Source organism: Polaromonas sp. (genome assembly GCF_018780625.1).
Taxonomy (GTDB): domain Bacteria; phylum Pseudomonadota; class Gammaproteobacteria; order Burkholderiales; family Burkholderiaceae_C; genus Polaromonas.
Map to the genome: position 1 here is coordinate 1 of NZ_JADMJK010000070.1, position 18,459 is coordinate 18,459.

Annotated in this window: 18 protein-coding genes and 1 tRNA gene; 7 read left to right on the forward strand and 12 right to left on the reverse strand. The window is 59.2% G+C overall.

Features of this window, described 5'->3' with window-relative positions:
* A partial coding sequence (locus IV091_RS06335; RefSeq protein WP_293466603.1) for a DUF3418 domain-containing protein occupies nucleotides 1–1,053 on the forward strand: 1,053 nt, incomplete at its 5' end.
* Between the two features lie 86 nt (nucleotides 1,054–1,139).
* On the opposite strand, the gene IV091_RS06340 is transcribed toward IV091_RS06335, so the two are convergent.
* The 6 genes from IV091_RS06340 to lptF form a co-directional block, all read right to left on the reverse strand.
* A complete protein-coding gene (locus IV091_RS06340; RefSeq protein WP_293466605.1) occupies nucleotides 1,140–1,292 on the reverse strand; it encodes a DUF3309 family protein in 153 nt (50 codons plus the stop codon).
* Between the two features lie 89 nt (nucleotides 1,293–1,381).
* Entirely contained in the window at nucleotides 1,382–2,557 is a 1,176-nt protein-coding gene (locus IV091_RS06345; protein ID WP_293466608.1) for a pyridoxal phosphate-dependent aminotransferase, read from the reverse strand.
* Complete coding sequence (locus IV091_RS06350; RefSeq protein ID WP_293466610.1) at nucleotides 2,554–3,498, reverse strand: CysB family HTH-type transcriptional regulator; 945 nt, start codon at nucleotides 3,496–3,498, stop codon at nucleotides 2,554–2,556. Before IV091_RS06350 ends, IV091_RS06345 begins: the two co-directional genes overlap by 4 nt.
* 60 nt (nucleotides 3,499–3,558) lie before the next feature.
* Nucleotides 3,559–3,948 carry a CbiX/SirB N-terminal domain-containing protein gene (locus IV091_RS06355; RefSeq protein ID WP_293466612.1) on the reverse strand — a complete coding sequence of 130 codons (390 nt, stop codon included), beginning with the start codon at nucleotides 3,946–3,948 and terminating at the stop codon, nucleotides 3,559–3,561.
* Nucleotides 3,949–3,979: 31 nt separating this feature from the next.
* A complete protein-coding gene (gene lptG, locus IV091_RS06360) occupies nucleotides 3,980–5,125 on the reverse strand; it encodes an LPS export ABC transporter permease LptG (protein WP_293466614.1) in 1,146 nt (381 codons plus the stop codon).
* On the reverse strand, nucleotides 5,122–6,246 hold the full coding sequence (gene lptF / locus IV091_RS06365) for an LPS export ABC transporter permease LptF (protein ID WP_293466616.1): 1,125 nt from the start codon (nucleotides 6,244–6,246) through the stop codon (nucleotides 5,122–5,124). Before lptF ends, lptG begins: the two co-directional genes overlap by 4 nt.
* A 57-nt stretch (nucleotides 6,247–6,303) precedes the next feature.
* Here lptF and IV091_RS06370 point away from each other — a divergent pair, with 57 nt between their 5' ends.
* The 4 genes from IV091_RS06370 to IV091_RS06385 all read left to right on the forward strand — a co-directional run bounded on the left by IV091_RS06370 (nucleotide 6,304) and on the right by IV091_RS06385 (nucleotide 9,936).
* Nucleotides 6,304–7,824: a leucyl aminopeptidase gene (locus IV091_RS06370; protein WP_293466618.1), complete on the forward strand. Its 1,521-nt coding sequence runs from the start codon at nucleotides 6,304–6,306 to the stop codon at nucleotides 7,822–7,824.
* A complete protein-coding gene (locus IV091_RS06375; protein WP_293466620.1) occupies nucleotides 7,821–8,258 on the forward strand; it encodes a DNA polymerase III subunit chi in 438 nt (145 codons plus the stop codon). Before IV091_RS06370 ends, IV091_RS06375 begins: the two co-directional genes overlap by 4 nt.
* Complete coding sequence (locus IV091_RS06380; RefSeq protein ID WP_293466623.1) at nucleotides 8,255–8,566, forward strand: hypothetical protein; 312 nt, start codon at nucleotides 8,255–8,257, stop codon at nucleotides 8,564–8,566. Before IV091_RS06375 ends, IV091_RS06380 begins: the two co-directional genes overlap by 4 nt.
* 239 nt (nucleotides 8,567–8,805) lie before the next feature.
* Entirely contained in the window at nucleotides 8,806–9,936 is a 1,131-nt protein-coding gene (locus IV091_RS06385) for a branched-chain amino acid ABC transporter substrate-binding protein (protein ID WP_293466624.1), read from the forward strand.
* 311 nt (nucleotides 9,937–10,247) lie between these two features.
* On the opposite strand, the gene IV091_RS06390 is transcribed toward IV091_RS06385, so the two are convergent.
* The 4 genes from IV091_RS06390 to IV091_RS06405 form a co-directional block, all read right to left on the reverse strand.
* A tRNA-Ser gene (locus IV091_RS06390) sits at nucleotides 10,248–10,337 on the reverse strand.
* A 65-nt stretch (nucleotides 10,338–10,402) separates the two neighbouring features.
* Nucleotides 10,403–10,780, reverse strand: a complete 378-nt coding sequence (locus IV091_RS06395) for a DUF2237 domain-containing protein (RefSeq protein WP_293466626.1) — start codon at nucleotides 10,778–10,780, stop codon at nucleotides 10,403–10,405.
* Between the two features lie 36 nt (nucleotides 10,781–10,816).
* Nucleotides 10,817–11,728 carry a stomatin-like protein gene (locus IV091_RS06400; protein WP_293466628.1) on the reverse strand — a complete coding sequence of 304 codons (912 nt, stop codon included), beginning with the start codon at nucleotides 11,726–11,728 and terminating at the stop codon, nucleotides 10,817–10,819.
* 24 nt (nucleotides 11,729–11,752) lie between these two features.
* Nucleotides 11,753–12,178, reverse strand: a complete 426-nt coding sequence (locus IV091_RS06405) for an NfeD family protein (protein ID WP_293466630.1) — start codon at nucleotides 12,176–12,178, stop codon at nucleotides 11,753–11,755.
* Nucleotides 12,179–12,320: 142 nt separating this feature from the next.
* Here IV091_RS06405 and IV091_RS06410 point away from each other — a divergent pair, with 142 nt between their 5' ends.
* Nucleotides 12,321–14,609 (forward strand): arginine/lysine/ornithine decarboxylase, encoded by a 2,289-nt coding sequence (locus IV091_RS06410; protein ID WP_293466633.1) that lies wholly within the window; start codon nucleotides 12,321–12,323, stop codon nucleotides 14,607–14,609.
* 56 nt (nucleotides 14,610–14,665) lie between these two features.
* Here IV091_RS06410 and IV091_RS06415 read toward each other — a convergent pair whose 3' ends face one another.
* Nucleotides 14,666–15,586, reverse strand: a complete 921-nt coding sequence (locus tag IV091_RS06415) for a DNA ligase (protein ID WP_293466636.1) — start codon at nucleotides 15,584–15,586, stop codon at nucleotides 14,666–14,668.
* A 107-nt stretch (nucleotides 15,587–15,693) separates the two neighbouring features.
* The gene (fabI, locus tag IV091_RS06420) at nucleotides 15,694–16,479 is read right to left on the reverse strand and encodes an enoyl-ACP reductase FabI (RefSeq protein ID WP_293466639.1); all 786 of its coding nucleotides are present in this window, start codon (nucleotides 16,477–16,479) and stop codon (nucleotides 15,694–15,696) included.
* A gap of 110 nt (nucleotides 16,480–16,589) precedes the next feature.
* Between fabI and IV091_RS06425 the strand changes: the two genes are divergently transcribed.
* Nucleotides 16,590–18,404, forward strand: a complete 1,815-nt coding sequence (locus IV091_RS06425; protein WP_293466642.1) for an extracellular solute-binding protein — start codon at nucleotides 16,590–16,592, stop codon at nucleotides 18,402–18,404.
* The last annotated feature ends 55 nt before the right edge of the window (nucleotides 18,405–18,459 follow it).

Consider the following 18,459-nt stretch of genomic DNA (forward strand, 5'->3'; position numbering starts at 1 on the left):
GGCGAGCTGGGTTCGCAGGCGAGGGGGGCGTTTCAGGCGCTGGCCGGGCTCAAGAACCTGGCAACGGCGCCCGCTGCGGCCCCAAATGCCGCGCCGCTGCCAAATTCAGCATCAAACAGGCCTCAAGCGCAAGCGGGACGGGCGCAAGCAGCGCCTGAAAAAGCAGCCATCAAGACGCCGGAGCGCTACACCAGCTGGAGTTTTGGCGAGTTGCCGGAACTGATGGAAATCCGCAAAGGCGCGCAAACGCTGATTGGTTTTCCGGCGCTGATCGACCTGGGTGACGCGGTGACGATCGAGGTATTTGACGAGCCCGACGCGGCCGCCGCCAGGCACCGCGCCGGCCTGCGCCGCTTGTTTTCGCTGCAGATCAAGGACGCGCTGAAGTACCTCGAAAAGAACCTGCCCGACCTGCAAAAAACCGCCACCGCCTACATGCTGGTGGGCAGGGCTGCCGACAACTCGGGCGGCGGCACGCTGGAAGAGTTGCGCCAGCAGATCATTGAAGTGGCGCTGGACCGGGCGTTTTTGCTCGATCCGCTGCCCACCTGCGAAGCGGATTTCAAAAAGCGCATTGACGACGGGCGCGGCCGGCTGACGCTGATCGCCAGCGAAGTGGCGCGGCTGGCGGCCGGCATCCTGACCGAATTTGCCGTGGCCCAGCGCAAGATCAAGGACACCAAGAATGCAGCAGAAGCGGCGCAGGATGCGGCCCAGCAGCTGCAGCGCCTGGTGCCCAAACGGTTTTTGACCAGCACGCCGTACGGGCAGCTGCAGCACTTTTCACGCTACCTCAAGGCCATTACCTTGCGGCTGGAAAAGTGGCGCGCCGACCCGGCCCGCGATGCCGCCAAGATGGCCGAGTTGCGGCCACAGGAACAGCGCTACTGGCGCCTGGTGGCCGACCGCAAGGGCGCCGTGGATGCCCGCATGCAGGAATACCGCTGGCTGCTGGAAGAGCTGCGGGTAAGCTTTTTCGCGCAAGAGCTGCGCACGCCGCAACCAGTCAGCGTGAAGCGGCTGGACAAGGCCTGGGCGCAACTTAACAGCTGAAGAGTGCATAGCCAAACAGCAGACGTAAAAAAAGGACCTTGCTAGCCGCAAGGTCCTTTTTTTCAGGAAACAGCTTTAACTCAAGGTTAAATGCGTCCCATCAGCAACAGCACGATCAGGATGATGACAACCAGACCCAAACCACCGCTGGGACCGTAACCCCAGTTGCGGCTGTGGCCCCACGTTGGCAATGCGCCAACCAGAATCAAAATAAGAATAATAAGTAAGATCATCGACATTGAGTAATTCCTTGTAATGTGTGCTGATTGTTGCCCGGCTCCCGGCTCATTCAGGCAGGCGGAATTCGCCTGCAGCCGTCAGGGGCTTCCTACAGTTTGGCCAGACGCTGCAGCGCAGCCACCAGGGTCTCATCCTTTTTGGCGAAGCAAAAGCGCACCACGCGCTGGTCAAACCCATCGCCGTAGAACGCCGACAGCGGAATAGCCGCCACGCCGATCTCGGTGGTCAGCCATTTGCAAAAGTCAGCTTCATTCAAGTCGCTGACGGGCGAAATGTCCACGCACTGGAAATAGGTGCCTTCGCTCGGCAGAAGCTTGAAGCGCGTTGCCGCCAGGCCGCTGCGAAACAACTCGCGCTTGCGCTGGTAAAAAGCCGGCAAATCGAGGTAGGGCCGGTCATCGGCCATGTAGCTGGCCAGACCGCATTGCATGGGCGTGTTGACGGTGAACACGTTGAACTGGTGCACCTTGCGGAACTCGGCGCTCAGGGCTGCGGGCGCGGCTACAAAGCCCACCTTCCAGCCCGTGACATGGTAGGTTTTGCCAAAGCTGCTGACAATGAAGGCGCGCGCCGCCAGCCCGGCAAAGCGCGCCGCGCTGTAGTGCTGCTTGCCGTCAAACACCATGTGCTCATAGACCTCGTCGCTGATCAGCAGCACGTCGGTAGGCGCCAGAATGTCCTGGAGCTTGTGCATCTCGGCTTCGGTCCACACGGTCGCACTGGGGTTGTGCGGCGAATTGACCACGATGGCCCGGGTCTTGGGCGTGATGGCCGCGGCGATCTTGTCAAAATCCGGGCGGAACGTGCCTGGCGTCAACGGCACGCGCACCGCCGTGCCGCCAGCCAGCTCAATGTTGGGCACATAGCTGTCGTAGCAGGGCTCCAGCACGATTACTTCGTCGCCCGGGTGGACCACGGCCAGGATGATGGTGATGATGGCCTGCGTGGCGCCCGCCGTGATGGTGATCTCGGTGTTGGCGTTGTAGTGGCGGCCGTGCAGTTTGGCCAGCTTGGCGGCCACCGCCTCGCGCAGCACCGGCACGCCGGGCATGGGCGGGTACTGGTTCAGTCCGCGCTGCATCGCGTCCGTGACGGCGTTGACCAGCGCGGGGTCACAGTCAAAGTCAGGAAACCCCTGGCCCAGGTTCACAGCTCCTTTTTCAGCGGCCAGCCCAGACATGACGGTAAAAATGGTGGTGCCAACGTTGGGCAGCTTGCTGCGCAGCAGCGGGGTGTGCGGGATGTCTTGCATGGTGGGGGTCATACTTCGTAGTCGTTGATGCGGCCGGACATGGCCTTGGTGATCAGGTCGCGGGTCAGCTTGTCACTGAGCAGCTCGGCAAATTTATACACAAAATTGCGCAGGTAGGCGCTGCGCTTGAAGGCCACGCGGGCCACGTTCACGCCAAACAGCGCGCCCGCCGGCAGGGCCAGCAGGTCGGTGTTGGTACCGTCGTCCTTGAGCGCCATCTCCGCCACAATCCCCACGCCCAGCCCCAGCCGCACATAGGTCTTGATCACGTCGGAGTCAATCGCCTCCAGGGCAATGCGCGGGTGAAGGTGCTTCGCGGCAAACGCCTGGTCGATCTTGGTGCGTCCCGTGAACGAAGGGTGGTAGGTGATCAGGGGCTCCAGGGCCAGGTCTTTGAGCGTGATGTGCTCGTTTTTGGCCAGCGGATGGTCCAGCGGCATGACCAACATGTGCTGCCATTCGTAGCAGGGCAGGGTCACCAGGTCGTCGTACTGGCTCAGCGACTCCGTGGCAATGCCGATTTCGGCCACTTCGTCCAGCACCATGCGCGCCACCTGGTCGGGCGAGCCCTGGTGCAGGCTGACATTGACTTTGGGGAAAGCCTCGCGCAGCCTGGCCACCGAGTGCGGCAGCACATAGCGGGCCTGGGTGTGGGTGGTCGCAATCGACAAGGTGCCGCTGTCCTGGGCCGAAAACTGCTCGCCAATGCGCCGCAGGTTGCCCACTTCGCGCATGATGATTTCTATGCTTTTAAGCACATGGTCGCCGGGCTCGGTGACGCGTTTGAGCCGCTTGCCATGCCGCGCAAAAATCTCCACGCCCAGTTCTTCTTCAAGTTCGATGATCGCCTTGGAGACGCCGGGCTGCGAGGTATGCAGCGCCTTGGCGGTTTCGGTGAGGTTCAGGTTGCGCCGCACGGCTTCCTGGACAAAGCGGAATTGGTGAAGATTCATATGAAATATTGGCTAATAGTTATTTTTATTATGCCCAAATTTTACTAATGAAATCCTTTTTCAGGCGAGGGCAATGTCGGCCATCAGCGCCGTCAATTGCGCGTACTCGCCTGCGGCGGGAAGCAGATCAATCACCACATCAGGATGCGCTGCGCGTAGTTGTTCGACCAGCAGCGGAAGGTCTTCACGGGCATGTTTGCCCACCCCGAAGAAAAGGGGAAATACCTTGATGCGGCGCGCGCCAGCGGCGGCCAGTTCAAGGGCGGCTTCGGGGAGCGAAGGCGCGCAGAGTTCCAGATAAGCGCAGCAAACCTGCGCATCGGGCTGGCGAAGGCGTATCTGCGTGGCGACGGCTTCAATCGGTGCGCGCCACAGCGGGTCGCGTGAGCCGTGGGCAAACAGAACAATGGCGGTGCATGCGTGTGCCGATACGGGGGGAAGTAGGGTCATAGGAAGGGCGTAAAAAATCTGTCGCGCTGCGCTAGCGCTTTAAAACCAGCCAGCCAAACGCGCCCAGCGACACCGCCATGTACAGCAGTCCGGGTGTCGCGGCCGCCAGCCAGGGTTGCCAGTTGCGCAGGTTGCCAACATAGCCAAACACGTTGTTGAGCAGGAAAAAACTGATGCCGATCATGACACCGGCAAAAACATAACCGGTGATGCCGCCCGAGCGAAAATGAAGATAGGCAAAAGGCAGGGCCAGCATCACCATGACAAGGCAGCTGAGCGGGTAGAAAACCTTTCGCCAGAATTCAATCTCGTAACGCTGGGCCGTCTGGCTGTTGGCTTCCAGGTGGCGGACGTAGTTGAAAAGGTCCACGGTTCCCATGCGGTCGGGCTTGAGCAGCGCCACAGACACCATTTCCGCGTTGAGCCCGGTCGGCCATCGAAAGCTTTCCACGGTGCTTCGGGTGACTTTGGCCTCTTGCCGTGCTTTCTCGGCCGGGGCGGCGGTATCAGGGACTTCAAACTCCACGCGGGTAGCCTGCGACAGCTGCCAGGCCGCTTCGGGCGTAAATACCGCCAGGGGCGCCTGGAGGGTCGAGACAATCAGGCCTTTGTTGTTGAATTCAAAGATCTGCACGCCCTTCATTTCGTTGTCAGGCGTCAGCGTTTTGACATTGACCACGTAGTTGTTGTAGGCCTGCTTTTCCTTGAGCCACGCCCCGGTCTGTCCGATGGTGATCTGGCCCTGGTAGCGCGCCTTGAGCAGTTGCGCAGCGCGCTCGCTGGCGGGCGCTACGTAGTCGCCCACCACAAAACTCAGCACCACAAAAAATGCCCCAAGCGCCAGCAACAGCCTGAGCGCGCGCCACGGGTCCAGTCCGCTGGTACGCAAAATGGTGAACTCGGAACTCTGAGCCAGCCGTGCCATGACGAAAATGGTGCCAATCAGCACCGAAATGGGCAGGAGCTCGTAAAGATGATTCGGGATCAGTAGCGCCACATAAAGCAGCGCGTGCCTGATCTGGTAAATATTGTCGGCGCTGCCAAGGCCGCTGCTTTTCCCCAGGTACTGCAACTCATCGACCAGGTCAAAAAAGAAAAACAGCGACAAAAACCCCAGCGCCACCAGCGTAATGGCCGTCAGCACTTCACCGTAAATCAGGCGGCGTACGGTTTTCATGGGCGACCCCTGTCAGCGCGCGCTAGCGGCGCGGGGCGGCGCAGGCGCGGCACCAGCCTGACCACCCAGTTGGAATGCCGCTTGGCCAGCCAGCCCAGACCCAGAAGGAATACGCTGCCGTGCAGCAGCATCAGGAAGTTGCCAAAACCGATGAGTCCGGCAACGATCCAGCCTTGCCCCAGGCTGATCAGGTTGTTGTAGACCACAAACGACAGCAACACAAAAATCAGGCTGCCACTGCGCCCGCTGCGTGGATTACCGCTGGCCAGCGCCAAGGCCAGAATTACAAAATTAATGGCTGACAGTGCCAACCCGAACCGCCACGCCAACTCACTGAGGTTGCCCGGCGTGGGCGCCTTGATGAGATCGCGTGTGGACAAGAGCTTGGCGGCCGGCGTGTCCTGGCTAAAGGCACTCGAGGCGCCCGTTTTGGTGCCGTACTCTTCAAAGTTACTGACTTTCAGGGCCGACTGTCCAACCACGTTTTCCAGCCGCTGGCCGTTTTCGAGGATCAGGAACTGCCCGTCTTCCCTGGTTTCAAGCCGGCCTGAGCGGGCCGTGGTGACGGAGCTTTTTCCTTTTTCAGTGGCCGCAATAAATACGTTGTTGCTGGCTTGTGCGCCTGGCTGGTCACGGTCGATAAAAAATACGCGGTTGCCGCTGGAGGACTCCTGGAACTGTCCGGGCGCGATGCGGTCCAGGTCGCTGCGCTGCTCATAGCGGGTTTGCATGTCCCGGGTTTGCTGGTTGGTCCACGGCCATACAAAAATCGACAGCAGCGTCACCACCAGCAGCACCGGCCAGGCAAAGCGAAACAACGGCGTCAAAAAGCCCGCCAGTCCCTGGCCACTGGTGAACCAGACCACCATTTCGCTGTCCCGGTACATGCGGGACAGGGTGCTGACCATGGCGATGAAAAGCGACAGCGTCAAGATGGTGGGAAGACGGCCCAACGCCGAATAGGCCATGAAGAGCATGACATCCTCGGGATTGATGAAACCGCGCGAAGCTTGACCCAGCGTGCGAATCAGCACGATGGTCATCACGATCGTGACGATCACCACAAGGGTTGCGCCGAAACTGCGCGCCAGCTCTTTGCGAATTGAAGATTGGAATAACATTGACTGGTTAGCCGCTTTGCGTTGTTTTATTTTTGTTTACCTACCCGACCCTGAATTATGGACTTTGAACTCAAAACACTGACCCGCGCCCGTATCTGCAATGAAAAATGTGACGCGCTTGTGGTACTCGTCCCGCAGGACTTCAGCTCCACAGCCGATCCTGTTTCAGTGCTGGTGGCGCTTGCGCTCAAATCCGGTGACTTTGAAGCCAAATCTGGCAAGCTGCTGAGCGCCTACCGCACACTGGGCATTGCGGCAACGCGAACCGTGCTGGTCGGGGCGGGTGATGGAAGTCCCAAACAGATCCGGACGGCCGTGAACGCGGCGCTGGGCGCCTTGAAGGCCAGCAACGCGCAACGCGTGGTGGTGTGCCTAAGTGCGCTGAACAGCCAGCAGGCCGATGTGGTGCGCGCCACCGTTGTAGCCTGCAGCGACACGGTATACAGCTACACCGCCACCAAGTCCAAGGTCATCCCGGCAAAACTGCAGCGCGTGGTGATCGGCGTAAGTAGTCTTGCGGACGCACAGACGGGATTCGACAAAGGAATCGCACTGGCCAAAGGTATGGACTTTGCCAGGGAGTGGGGCAACCGGCCAGCCAACCACGCGACCCCCACCATGCTGGCGGGCGCCGCCAGGGAACTGGGTAAATTTCCCAATATCAAGGTGGAGGTGCTGGGCCCCAAGGAAGTGGCCAAGCTGGGCATGGGCTCGTTCATGGCGGTGGCGCAAGGCTCCGACGAGCCGCTGCGTTTCATCGTGCTGCACTACGAGGGCGCGGCCAAGGCCGAGGCGCCCGTGGTACTGGTCGGCAAGGGCATCACCTTTGATTCAGGCGGTATCTCGATCAAGCCTGCAGCGGAAATGGACGAGATGAAATTCGACATGTGCGGCGCCACGAGTGTGCTGGGCACCTTTCGTGCGCTGGCCGAATTGCAGCCTGCGCTGAACGTGGTGGGCCTGATCCCGGCGAGTGAAAACATGACGGGCGGCAGCGCGGTCAAGCCCGGTGATGTCGTCACCAGCATGAGCGGGCAAACCATCGAAATCCTGAACACCGATGCAGAAGGGCGCCTGGTGCTGTGCGATGCATTGACGTATGCAGAACGCTTCAAGCCCAAGGCCGTGATTGACATCGCCACGCTGACGGGCGCCTGCGTGATCGCGCTGGGCAGCGTGCGCAGCGCACTTTTCTCGACCGACGAGGCACTGGCCCAGGCGCTGACCCAGGCAGGTGAAAGTTCGCTCGATTTGTGCTGGAGAATGCCGCTGGATGAGGAATATGCGGAAGGGCTCAAAACAAACTTTGCGGATGTCGCCAACATCGCAGGCAGAGCTGCAGGCGTCGTGACCGCTGCCAAGTTTTTGCAGCGCTTTGCCACCCGCTTTGCCTGGGCGCACCTGGACATTGCCGGCACGGCCTGGAAAGGTGGCGCAGCGAAAGGCGCGACCGGTCGCCCTGTGCCCCTGCTGCTGGACTACTTGCTCGGCCAGGTCCCCGTCGCCAAGGCCGAAAAAGCGCCTGCCAAAGCCAAGCCCGTAAAACGGCGCGTCCCCCTACCCAAAACCGGGGTATGACTGAAATAGCCTTTCACTTCAATGTGGCCAACAAGCTGCTATACGGCTGCCGCTTGCTGCGCAAGGTCTACAGCAGCGGCGCCAGCGTGGTGGTGACGGCAGAGCCCGCATTGCTGGCTGAACTCGATCAGTTGCTGTGGAGCTTTTCCGCCACCGAATTTGTGCCGCATTGCAGGCTCGGTGCAGGTGAACCCAGCCGTGGAGAGGCGCCCGTGCTGCTGGCCGAGTCGCTCAAGGCGTGCGCAGGCTACAGCATTCTGGTTAACCTCGGCCAGACCATTCCGCTTGAGTTTGAACGGTTTGAACGTTTGATTGAGGTGGTCGCGCAGGGAGAGGAAGATCGCCTTGCTGCGCGCAGCCGCTGGAAACATTACACCGACAGGGGCTACGCCATGAAACGACATGACCTTGCGACGGCCGGGGAGGGTGCATGAGCAATGTCCCGCTTCCACCGCGTTTCGTTCCCACGCTGACCGAGGTCTTCCAGCCTGCGCCTGCAGCGCTGCAGACATTGGCGCCTGGGACGCTTTCTCCAGAGCAGCAAGAGCAAATGGTCATGCGCGTCTTGCAGCGCATAGACATGACGCTGGAGCGGCGCTTGCGCGAGGCGGTCGGGCAATTGATTTTGGAGCACACGGAAACGCTGGTGCCCCATCTTAGGGAAGAGATTGAGCAGGTGGTGCGCCAATCCGTAAACCACGCGTTTGACCAGGAAGTCACTCAGTTGCCGATCCAGCCTTGAGTCGCTGCAAGACATGCGCCCATTCGTCAGGCCGCCCGATTTCGCCGTTTGGAGCACGCTTGGCGGCGTCGCCAAGCGAGCGTATTGCTGCAAGTCCATCGTTCTCCAAGGGTAAACACCCTTATCCAGAATAACCTAGGGTACGTTGCTATGGCACGGGCCCGAAAATTGCGTTATGTTCGGCTCCGTTGAGTAAAAAATAGTCTCAACCTTTAACGATAATTTAAATCGGAGTGTTTATGCAAATGAAATTAAAGCTGACGGTAGTGGCTTGTCTTGCAGTGGTTGCAGGTATTGCCTCCGCACAAGATGCCGTGGTGAAAATTGGTCACGTCGCACCAATGTCTGGCGCACAAGCCCACTACGGCAAAGACAATGAAAATGGCGCGCGCTTGGCGATTGATGACCTGAACACACAGAATATCGTCATTGGCGGCAAAAAAATCAAATTTGAATTGGTTGCTGAAGATGATGCCGCTGATCCAAAACAGGGCACAGCGGCCGCACAAAAACTGTGCGACTCCAAAGTCTCGGGCGTTGTGGGCCACCTGAACTCAGGAACAACAATTCCCGCATCCAAGGTTTATAACGACTGCGGTATCCCGATGGTGACGGGCGCGGCAACCAACCCCAATCTGACCAAGCCGGGCTACAAAACCACGTACCGCATCATTGCCAACGACAACGCGCTGGGCGCCGGTCTGGCTTTTTACGCAGCGGACGCCTTGAAGCTGAAAAGAGTGGCCATCATTGATGACCGCACAGCGTACGGCCAAGGCGTTGCAGAAGTTTTCAAGAAGACGGCCGTGGCAAAAGGCATGACCGTGGTCGACGAGCAGTTCACAACCGACAAGGCCACTGACTTTATGGCCATCCTCACCGCCGTGAAATCCAAAAACCCAGATGCGGTTTTCTTCGGCGGTATGGACCCTCAGGGCGGCCCCATGTTGCGCCAGATGGAGCAACTTGGCATGAGCAACGTCAAATACTTTGGCGGTGATGGCATCTGCACCGCTGAACTGGCCAAACTGGCTGCAGGCGCCAAGACCATCAGCAATGTGGTGTGCGCCGAAGGTGGTGCATCGCTCGCCAAAATGCCAGGCGGCGAAGCCTGGAAAAAGCGCTATGACACCAAGTACCCCGCTCAGTTCCAGGTTTACAGCCCGTACACCTATGACGCGACGCTTCTGTTGGTTGACGCCATGAAGCGCGCCAATTCCACCGATCCAAAGGTCTACAACGCAGAGTTGATCAAAGCCAACTTTAAAGGCGTGACCACGACGATTGCTTTCGAGCCCAATGGCGAGTTGAAAAATCCGGCCATCACGTTGTACGTGTACAAAGACGGCAAGAAATCAGCACTGAACTAAGACGTTCGCTAAAGACAACCCCCACCGTGCGGTGTGAGGCCAGTCAGTTAAAAGCTGACTGGCCTTTTTTCAACTTGGAAGCCTGGTGGTTAGGCCGACATGGAACAAATCGGGAGGCAGTCAACCTGAATACCCAGAACGCACACGAAGAACGCCAGATTGGATTAAATAATACGAGCCGCAGTAGCAAGACCGCAGGACTGCAATGCAACAGTCAAAAAAATAACCCATCAAGCGGTTTTACGCCTGATGGGTTAGATTATGAATTTTCACTTCATACGGACTGGAAATTCGTATGGATACTAGTTAATTGGCGGAAGAGGCGGGATTCGAACCCGCGGTGGGTATAACCCCACGCACGCTTTCCAGGCGTGTGACTTAAACCGCTCATCCACCCTTCCGCTAAGCCTTAGATTGTAGCAGTGCTAAGCAGCAGCCCAGCGCAAAATTGGACGAAATACGCCGGTTAGTGTTCGGCGGCTTGAAACCGGTGCTTTTCCAGCTGTGCCATGGTGACAAATTCCAGCGCATTCGCATGGGTAGCGGCCAGAATCACGGGCGGCGGGCAGCCAGCCTCCAGCGCCTCGCGCCAACGGTTCGCGCACAGGCACCAGCGCTGGCCAGCTTTCAGGCCGGCAAATCGATGCTCTGGCCTGGGCGTCATCAGGTCATTTCCGCGCGAACGAGAAAATATCAAGAACGCCTCTGTGACGCGGACACACACGAGGTGGGAACCCAAATCAGACGCATCAGTATTGCAGCAGCCATCCCGAAAATAGCCGGTGACCGGATCGTAAGAGCACGCCTCCAATGCGGTGCCCAGGACATTTTTAGGTGTAGTCATGGCTCGACCTGTGTTCTGACTTACGGTGGCGACGCATCAAGCCTGATTGGACTGCACCATTTTCATGGCGGACGTAATCAGGGCCGACACCTCGGTCATATTGCTGGGCACGATCAAGGTCGTGGTCGCTTTGTTCGCAACACTTGAATAGGCCTCAACGGCTTTTTCGGCGACCTTGAGTTGAACCGCTTGCATGCCGCCTGGTTGGCTGATTGCTGCAGCGACCACCTCGATGGCCTTTGCATTGGCTTCGGCCACGGCCATGATGGCCGACGCTTCACCTTGCGCATTGTTGATAGCTGCCTGTTTTTCGCCCTCGGACCGTGCAATAAAGGCTTCGCGCTCGCCCGTCGCAATATTGATTTGCTCCTGCTTGCGCCCCTCGGAGGCCGCTATCAGGGCCCGCTTTTCACGTTCAGCGGTAATTTGCGACTGCATGGCGTGCAGAATCTCTTTCGGTGGCGTCAAATCCTTGATTTCATAGCGCAGTACCTTCACCCCCCAGTTCAGCGCAGCTTCATCAATGGCCGCAACGACTTGCGCGTTGATGATTTCTCGCTCTTCAAAGGTTTTGTCGAGCTCCAGCTTGCCGATCACGGAGCGCAGCGAAGTTTGGGACAACTGCGTCACCGCCATAAGGTAGTTGGAAGAGCCATAGCTGGCGCGCATCGGGTCGGTGACCTGGAAGTACAAAATGCCATCGACTTGCAACTGGGTGTTGTCCCTGGTAATGCAAATCTGGCTGGGCACATCAAGCGGAATTTCCTTGAGACTGTGCTTGTAGGCAACCCGGTCGATAAAGGGAATCAGAAAATTCAGCCCCGGCGTCAGTGAACCGTGGTATTTCCCCAGACGTTCTATGACCCAGGAGTTTTGCTGGGGCACCACCTTGATGGAGCGTGTGATGAAGATGACTGCAATGACCAGGAGAACGATCGCAACTTCCATAAGGAAACTTTCTTTTTAAGGTTATTAAAGTTTGTCGACCAGCAACCGGCTTCCAACCAGCTCTGCGACCCGGTGAAGTCCCGCTGATGGCGTGTTGCCTGGCCGCTGGATCACGGTCCAGTTCGCGCCGCGGTATTTCACCGTGGCCGTGCCGTCAGAATTCCACTCATCGACGAAAACCGTCTCGCCAACGTCCAGGTTAACGCTGCGGTCAGCGCGTGCTGGCTTGTCGGACGGACGCCTGCGCTTGAAGACGTAGCATGCAACCACGGCACCTCCGCCTATCACTGCGGCCACCACCAACTGCACCACCGTGCCAGCGCCAGCGTACGCTGCAAGCGCGCCGGCAGCCATTCCGGACGCAATCATCAGCAAGAAAAAAGTACCTGTGAGCAGTTCGGCGGCAACCGCACCGCCCGCAAGCAGCCACCAAATTGTTGCTTCGGTCATGCGCATATACCTTTTGTAAGATTAGAGTCATTTTGACGCAAATGAAGCCCCCGTCGATGACACCCTCCATTATTTCCGTACACTTCCCAGTTATTGATCGCCGTAACAACCGCCAGGTTAGCCTGCTACCCCCGCTTACACCATGAAATTTCGCTTCCCGATTGTCATCATTGACGAGGACTTCCGTTCAGAAAATACATCAGGCTTGGGCATTCGTGCACTGGCGCAAGCCATTGAAAGCGAAGGCTTTGAGGTGCTCGGCGTCACCGGTTATGGTGATCTGTCGCAGTTTGCGCAGCAGCAAAGCCGCGCCAGTGCGTTCATCCTGTCAATTGATGATGAAGAATTCACGCCCGGCCCCGACCTGGACCCGGCCGTTCTGAACTTGCGCCACTTCATTGAAGAAGTGCGCCGAAAAAATCTTGACGTGCCGATTTACGTCTATGGCGAGACCAAGACCTCGCGCCATATTCCCAATGACATCCTGCGCGAACTGCACGGTTTCATCCACATGTTCGAGGACACGCCCGAGTTCGTGGCGCGCCACATCATCCGCGAGGCCAAAAGCTACCTCGAAGGCGTGCAGCCGCCGTTCTTCAAGGCCCTGCTGGACTATGCGGAGGACGGCTCCTATTCATGGCATTGCCCGGGTCATTCCGGTGGCGTGGCATTCCTGAAGAGCCCGGTCGGCCAGATGTACCACCAGTTTTACGGCGAGAACATGCTGCGGTCTGACGTCTGCAATGCGGTGGAGGAACTGGGCCAGTTGCTGGACCACAACGGCGCCATCGGCGCCAGCGAGCGCAACGCGGCACGGATCTTCAATGCCGATCACTGCTTCTTTGTGACCAACGGCACTTCAACGTCCAACAAAATGGTGTGGCACCACACGGTGGCGCCGGGCGATGTGGTGGTGGTGGACCGCAACTGCCACAAATCGATCCTGCACGCCATCATCATGACGGGCTCGATTCCGGTGTTTTTGAAACCGACCCGCAATCACTTTGGCATCATCGGCCCGATTCCGCAAAGCGAATTCGAGCCCGAGGCGATCCGCGCCAAAATCGCTGCAAATCCGCTGCTCAGCGGCGTTGATGCGGCCACCGTCAAGCCGCGTGTGCTGACGCTGACCCAGTCCACCTACGACGGCGTGCTGTACAACACCGAAACCATCAAGGGCATGCTGGACGGCTACATCGACAACCTGCACTTTGACGAAGCCTGGCTGCCGCACGCGGCATTCCATCCGTTTTACGGCACCTACCACTCGATGGGAAAGAACCGCATCCGGCCGAAAAATGCGGTGGTCTATGCCACGCAGTCCATCCACAAGCTGCTGGCCGGTATCAGCCAGGCCAGCCATGTGCTGGTGCAGGACTCGCAAAACGTCAAGCTCGACAGGCCCCTCTTCAACGAGGCCTACCTGATGCACACGTCCACCTCGCCGCAGTACAGCATCATTGCCAGCTGCGACGTGGCTGCGGCCATGATGGAGCCGCCCGGCGGCACGGCGCTGGTGGAAGAAAGCATTGCCGAAGCACTCGACTTTCGCCGCGCCATGCGCAAGATCGACGACGAATACGGCACTGACTGGTGGTTCAAGGTCTGGGGACCAGACAAACTGGCCGAAGAAGGCATTGGCCGTGCGGAAGACTGGATCATCAAAGGTGAGTCGCGCAGTGCCAAGACGGCCAAGAACGGCGCCACCAACTGGCATGGTTTTGGCCAGATGGCCACCGGCTTCAACATGCTGGACCCGATCAAGTCCACTATTGTCACGCCAGGTCTGGACCTCAATGGCAAATTCGCAAAAACAGGTATTCCGGCCAGCATCGTGACCAAATTTTTGGCCGAGCATGGTGTGATCGTGGAAAAAACCGGGCTCTACAGCTTCTTCATCCTGTTCACCATTGGCATCACCAAGGGCCGCTGGAACACGCTGCTGACCGCCCTGCAGCAGTTCAAGGACGATTACGACAAGAACCAGCCGATGTGGCGCATCCTGCCCGAGTTCTGCCAGAAGTTCCCGAAGTACGAGCGCATGGGTCTGGCCGACTTATGCCAGCATATTCACGCCATGTATGCCAAGTACGACATTGCCCGGCTGACGACAGAGGTCTACTTGAGCGACCTGAAGCCCGCTATGAAGCCCAGCGACGCCTACGCCCACATTGCCCACCGCACAACCGAGCGCGTCGAAATTGATCACCTGGAAGGGCGCGTGACCGTCGGGTTGGTGACGCCTTACCCACCCGGTATTCCGTTGCTGATTCCAGGAGAAGTGTTCAACAAGAAAATTGTGGACTACCTCAAGTTCGCCCGAGAGTTCAACGCGCAGTGCCCGGGTTTTGAGACCGACATCCATGGGCTGGTCGAGCAGGTCGATGCCAAGGGCAAGGTTCGCTATTACGCGGACTGCGTCAGGAAATAGCAAAAGCGGCATGAAGTCGGCGCGGTGCATGCGCCGACTGATATTCGCGGGCGACCTTAACGCCGCAGTTCTTCTCGCACGCGCATGAAGCTGGCAAAACGGGGGATGCCGCTGTCATTCAATCCCCTGAAGCGGTAAGTGACCAACGCCCCCAAGGCGGGCGGGTTTTGTCGTTCCTCGTCACTGAAACCCGTGCCCAGTTTGAAGCGCTGCGCAGGCTTTGCACCCATGGCGGGCATTTCGACGAGCAGCGCGCCCATCTGGCCGGCGTGCTTCCCTTTGCCCGGAATATGCGCCACCACGCGCGCTTCGCTGTCGTCATGGGTTTTGACCTTGAGCAGATCGTCGTTGCGCTGCGCTTTGTAGAGCGATGCGCCGCGGTGCAGCATCAGGCCTTCGCCGCCAAGTTTGACGGTCTTGCGCAGCCGCTCCTGCAACGCAGCGTGGCTGGCAACTTTACTTTGGGCCACTAGCTGAACCCAGGGAATGGACAAGTCCGTCAGCAAACGGTTCAGCGCCGAAAGCCGTTCACTGAACGGACCGCCCTGAGCGGGCAAGTCAAACACCATGAAACGCAGGGTGCGCCAAGCCTCGTCGTCGGGCGTTTGCTGCCGCACGGTTGAAACGGCTTTTGAAAACTGCCCGCGACCCGCCCACAATTCACCATCCATCGGGATGCTGGGCCAGCCCGCTGTAAACCAGGCGGGCGCGGCGATGCGTTCTCCACCGCGGGTCAGCAGCTTTTCGCCATCCCAGTAACCGCGCACGCCATCAAACTTTTCACTGACCCAGTAGTCGGGCAGGGAAATGCCTGCGTGGTAGACCTTGGCCAGCATCAGCGGCGGAGCGGCTTCTGCCGCCCACAACGGCGGAGCAGGGGCTAGCAAGCCGGAAAACGCCAGCAGCCAATGAAGTGTCCTGGACCGAAACCGCTTGACGCTGGTGCGCTCGTCGGCCTGCGGGGCTTGTAAAGGCATAGGTTTCTCCGTATTTTAGATAAAACTGCCTTTAACCCAATATCTGCGAAGACCTATTGCTATTTATATAATAGCAAACAAAGACCTCAAATCCATTCGGGGTGCGGTCAGCTGTCGCGGCTCACGCCGGCCGTGTGGCTAAAGCCGCAATCCACGTAAGTGATCTCGGCGGTCACGCCGCCAGCCAGGTCCGACAACATGAAGGCCGCCACGTTGCCCACATCTTCGATGGTCACGTTGCGACGCAGCGGTGAGGCCGCCGCCACCATGCCCAGCAACTTGCCGAAATCCTTGATGCCGCTGGCCGCAAGCGTCTTGATCGGTCCAGCGCTGATGCCGTTGACGCGCATGCCCTTGGGGCCCAGCGATTCAGCAAGGTAGCGCACGCTGGCTTCCAGGCTGGCCTTGGCCAAACCCATGGTGTTGTAGTTGGGGACGGTGCGCTGTGAACCCAGGTAGGTCAGCGTCAACAGCGCGGACTTGTCATTGAGGTAGGGCAGGGCCGCTTTGGCCATGGCCGGAAAACTGTAGGCGCTGATGTCGTGGGCGATCTTGAAGCCCTCGCGCGACAGGCCTTCCAGGAAGTCACCGGCAATGGCTTCACGCGGCGCGTAACCAATGCTGTGCACAAAGCCGTCAAAGGTGGGCCAGGTTTTGGACAAGTCCGCAAACAGGCGCTCGATCTGCGCGTCATCGCCGACGTCGCAGTCAAAAATCAGGCTGGAGCCAAAGTCGGCCGCAAATTCGGTGATGCGCTCCTTGAAGCGCTCCCCCACGTAGCTGAAAGCCAGTTCGGCGCCTTGGGCATGGCAGGCCTTGGCAATGCCATAGGCAATGGATCGGTTGGACAACACGCCCGTGACCAGTATTTTTTTGCCAGTGAGAAAACCCATGCGTATGCTCCAGTGTGTGCGAATGAAACGGCGAATGTTGATTGGGGCACTGCAGGGCTTGTCTCCCGAGGCTCCAAATTTCGCCGACTTAATTAGTGCAGAATTGTCGCATGCGGGATTTACATTTTTTGCGGGCCTTGGCGCTGGCTTGGCTGGCATGCCTTGCCCCGGCCGCGTGGGCCGCGCACGCCTATGCGCAGTTCGGCGACATCAAGTACCCGGCCGGGTTCAGCCACTTTGATTACGTGAACCCGGCAGCGCCCAAAGGCGGTGAAATTCGCATGGTGCCGCCCACGCGGCCCACCAACTTTGACAAGTTCAACCCCTTCACGCTGCGCGGCACCGCGCCTTACGGCATCGGCATCCTGCTGATCGAAAGCCTGCTGACCGGCAACTCAGAAGAGCCGACCACCGCCTACGGACTGCTGGCCGACGACGTGACCGTCAGCGACGACAAGCTGTCGGCGACTTTTCGCATCCATCCCAAGGCGCGCTTTCACAACGGCGATCCGGTGCTGGCCGCCGATGTGCTGCACGCCTACACCCAGCTCACGGGCAAGCTCGCCGCCCCGCAGTACCGCACCATTTATGCCGAAGTCAAGGGCGTGACGGTGGTGTCCGAACGCGTCGTGCGCTTTGATTTTTTGACACCCAACCCCGAACTTCCGCTCGTGGTGGGCGGCATGCCGGTGTTCAGCCGCGCTTGGGGCCGCGTGGCCGGGAAGGCCAAGCCGTTCGACCAGATTGTGTCGGAAGTGCCCATCGGCTCGGGACCTTACAAAATCGCCAACCCGGCCATGGGTCGCGACATCACCTATGTGCGGGACCCGACCTATTGGGGCGCTGATTTGCCCAGCCGCAAGGGCCAGTTCAACTTTGACCGTATCAGCTTCAAGATATACCTCGACGAAACCTCACGCTTCGAGGGGCTGAAAGCCGGTGAATTCGATTTCCTGCGTGAATTCATCTCGCGCAACTGGGCGCGCCAATACACCGGCAAGCCCTTCACTTCGGGTGAACTGGTCAAGCGTGCGTTCGAAAACCGCAACCCCGGGGATTTTCAGGGCTATGTGTTCAACCTGCGCAACCCCAAGTTCCAGGATGTACGGGTGCGGCGCGCCATCGGCCTGGCAATGGATTTCGAGTGGATGAACCGCCAACTGTTTTACGGCCTGTACAAGCGTGTCAACGGTTACTTTCCCAACAGCGAATTCCACGCCGAAGGCTTGCCCCAACCTGATGAGCTGGCCTTGCTGGCGCCTTTGCGCGGGCAACTCAAGCCCGAGGTGTTTGGCCCAGTGCCTGTTTCGCCCAGCACCACGCCCCCCGGCAGCCTGCGTGAAAATTTGCGGCAAGCGCAGGCGCTGCTGCGCGAGGCGGGCTGGACCTACCGCGACGGCGCGTTGCGCAATGCCCAGGGCGAGGCCTTCACGCTGGAGTTTTTGAACGACCAGCCTTCGCTGGCGCGCATCGTGGGGCCGTTTCAGAAAGCGCTGGAAAAGCTGGGCATCACCATGACCTACCGCGTGGTGGACTTTTCCCTGGCCAAACAAAAAATGGACGCGTTTGATTTTGAAATCACCACGCTGCGCCTGCCTGGCAGTACCGCGCCAGGCGGCGAGTTGCTGGAGTTGTTTGGGTCCCGGGCGGCCGCCACACCGGGCTCGTCCAATGTCTGGGGCATTGCCGATCCGGCCGTGGATGCGCTGCTGCAAAAGGTGGTCACGGCCAAAACCCGGCCTGAACTGAGCGCAGCCATGCGCGCGCTGGACCGCGTGCTGACCCACGGCTTCTACTCGGTGCCGCAGTACTACGGCGACGCTTTTTTGATCGGCTACCGCCCCGGCCGTTTTGTACTGCCGCCGGTCATTCCGCCGTATTACCAGCCCGACACCTGGGCCATGAGCACCTGGTGGGCCAAATGACCCCCACGCTTGCCACTGCGTGTGCTGCGCTGCCCCCCGAGGGGGCTGGCCTTGC

What these genes read in the sequence shown, in the direction of transcription:
- IV091_RS06340 (WP_293466605.1), bottom strand. Translation starts at nt 1,292, where the DNA reads ATGTCGATGATCTTACTTATTATTCTTATTTTGATTCTGGTTGGCGCA.
- IV091_RS06345 (WP_293466608.1), bottom strand. Translation starts at nt 2,557, where the DNA reads ATGACCCCCACCATGCAAGACATCCCGCACACCCCGCTGCTGCGCAGC.
- IV091_RS06350 (WP_293466610.1), bottom strand. Translation starts at nt 3,498, where the DNA reads ATGAATCTTCACCAATTCCGCTTTGTCCAGGAAGCCGTGCGGCGCAAC.
- IV091_RS06355 (WP_293466612.1), bottom strand. Translation starts at nt 3,948, where the DNA reads ATGACCCTACTTCCCCCCGTATCGGCACACGCATGCACCGCCATTGTT.
- lptG (WP_293466614.1), bottom strand. Translation starts at nt 5,125, where the DNA reads ATGAAAACCGTACGCCGCCTGATTTACGGTGAAGTGCTGACGGCCATT.
- lptF (WP_293466616.1), bottom strand. Translation starts at nt 6,246, where the DNA reads ATGTTATTCCAATCTTCAATTCGCAAAGAGCTGGCGCGCAGTTTCGGC.
- IV091_RS06370 (WP_293466618.1), top strand. Translation starts at nt 6,304, where the DNA reads ATGGACTTTGAACTCAAAACACTGACCCGCGCCCGTATCTGCAATGAA.
- IV091_RS06375 (WP_293466620.1), top strand. Translation starts at nt 7,821, where the DNA reads ATGACTGAAATAGCCTTTCACTTCAATGTGGCCAACAAGCTGCTATAC.
- IV091_RS06380 (WP_293466623.1), top strand. Translation starts at nt 8,255, where the DNA reads ATGAGCAATGTCCCGCTTCCACCGCGTTTCGTTCCCACGCTGACCGAG.
- IV091_RS06385 (WP_293466624.1), top strand. Translation starts at nt 8,806, where the DNA reads ATGCAAATGAAATTAAAGCTGACGGTAGTGGCTTGTCTTGCAGTGGTT.
- IV091_RS06395 (WP_293466626.1), bottom strand. Translation starts at nt 10,780, where the DNA reads ATGACTACACCTAAAAATGTCCTGGGCACCGCATTGGAGGCGTGCTCT.
- IV091_RS06400 (WP_293466628.1), bottom strand. Translation starts at nt 11,728, where the DNA reads ATGGAAGTTGCGATCGTTCTCCTGGTCATTGCAGTCATCTTCATCACA.
- IV091_RS06405 (WP_293466630.1), bottom strand. Translation starts at nt 12,178, where the DNA reads ATGACCGAAGCAACAATTTGGTGGCTGCTTGCGGGCGGTGCGGTTGCC.
- IV091_RS06410 (WP_293466633.1), top strand. Translation starts at nt 12,321, where the DNA reads ATGAAATTTCGCTTCCCGATTGTCATCATTGACGAGGACTTCCGTTCA.
- IV091_RS06415 (WP_293466636.1), bottom strand. Translation starts at nt 15,586, where the DNA reads ATGCCTTTACAAGCCCCGCAGGCCGACGAGCGCACCAGCGTCAAGCGG.
- fabI (WP_293466639.1), bottom strand. Translation starts at nt 16,479, where the DNA reads ATGGGTTTTCTCACTGGCAAAAAAATACTGGTCACGGGCGTGTTGTCC.
- IV091_RS06425 (WP_293466642.1), top strand. Translation starts at nt 16,590, where the DNA reads ATGCGGGATTTACATTTTTTGCGGGCCTTGGCGCTGGCTTGGCTGGCA.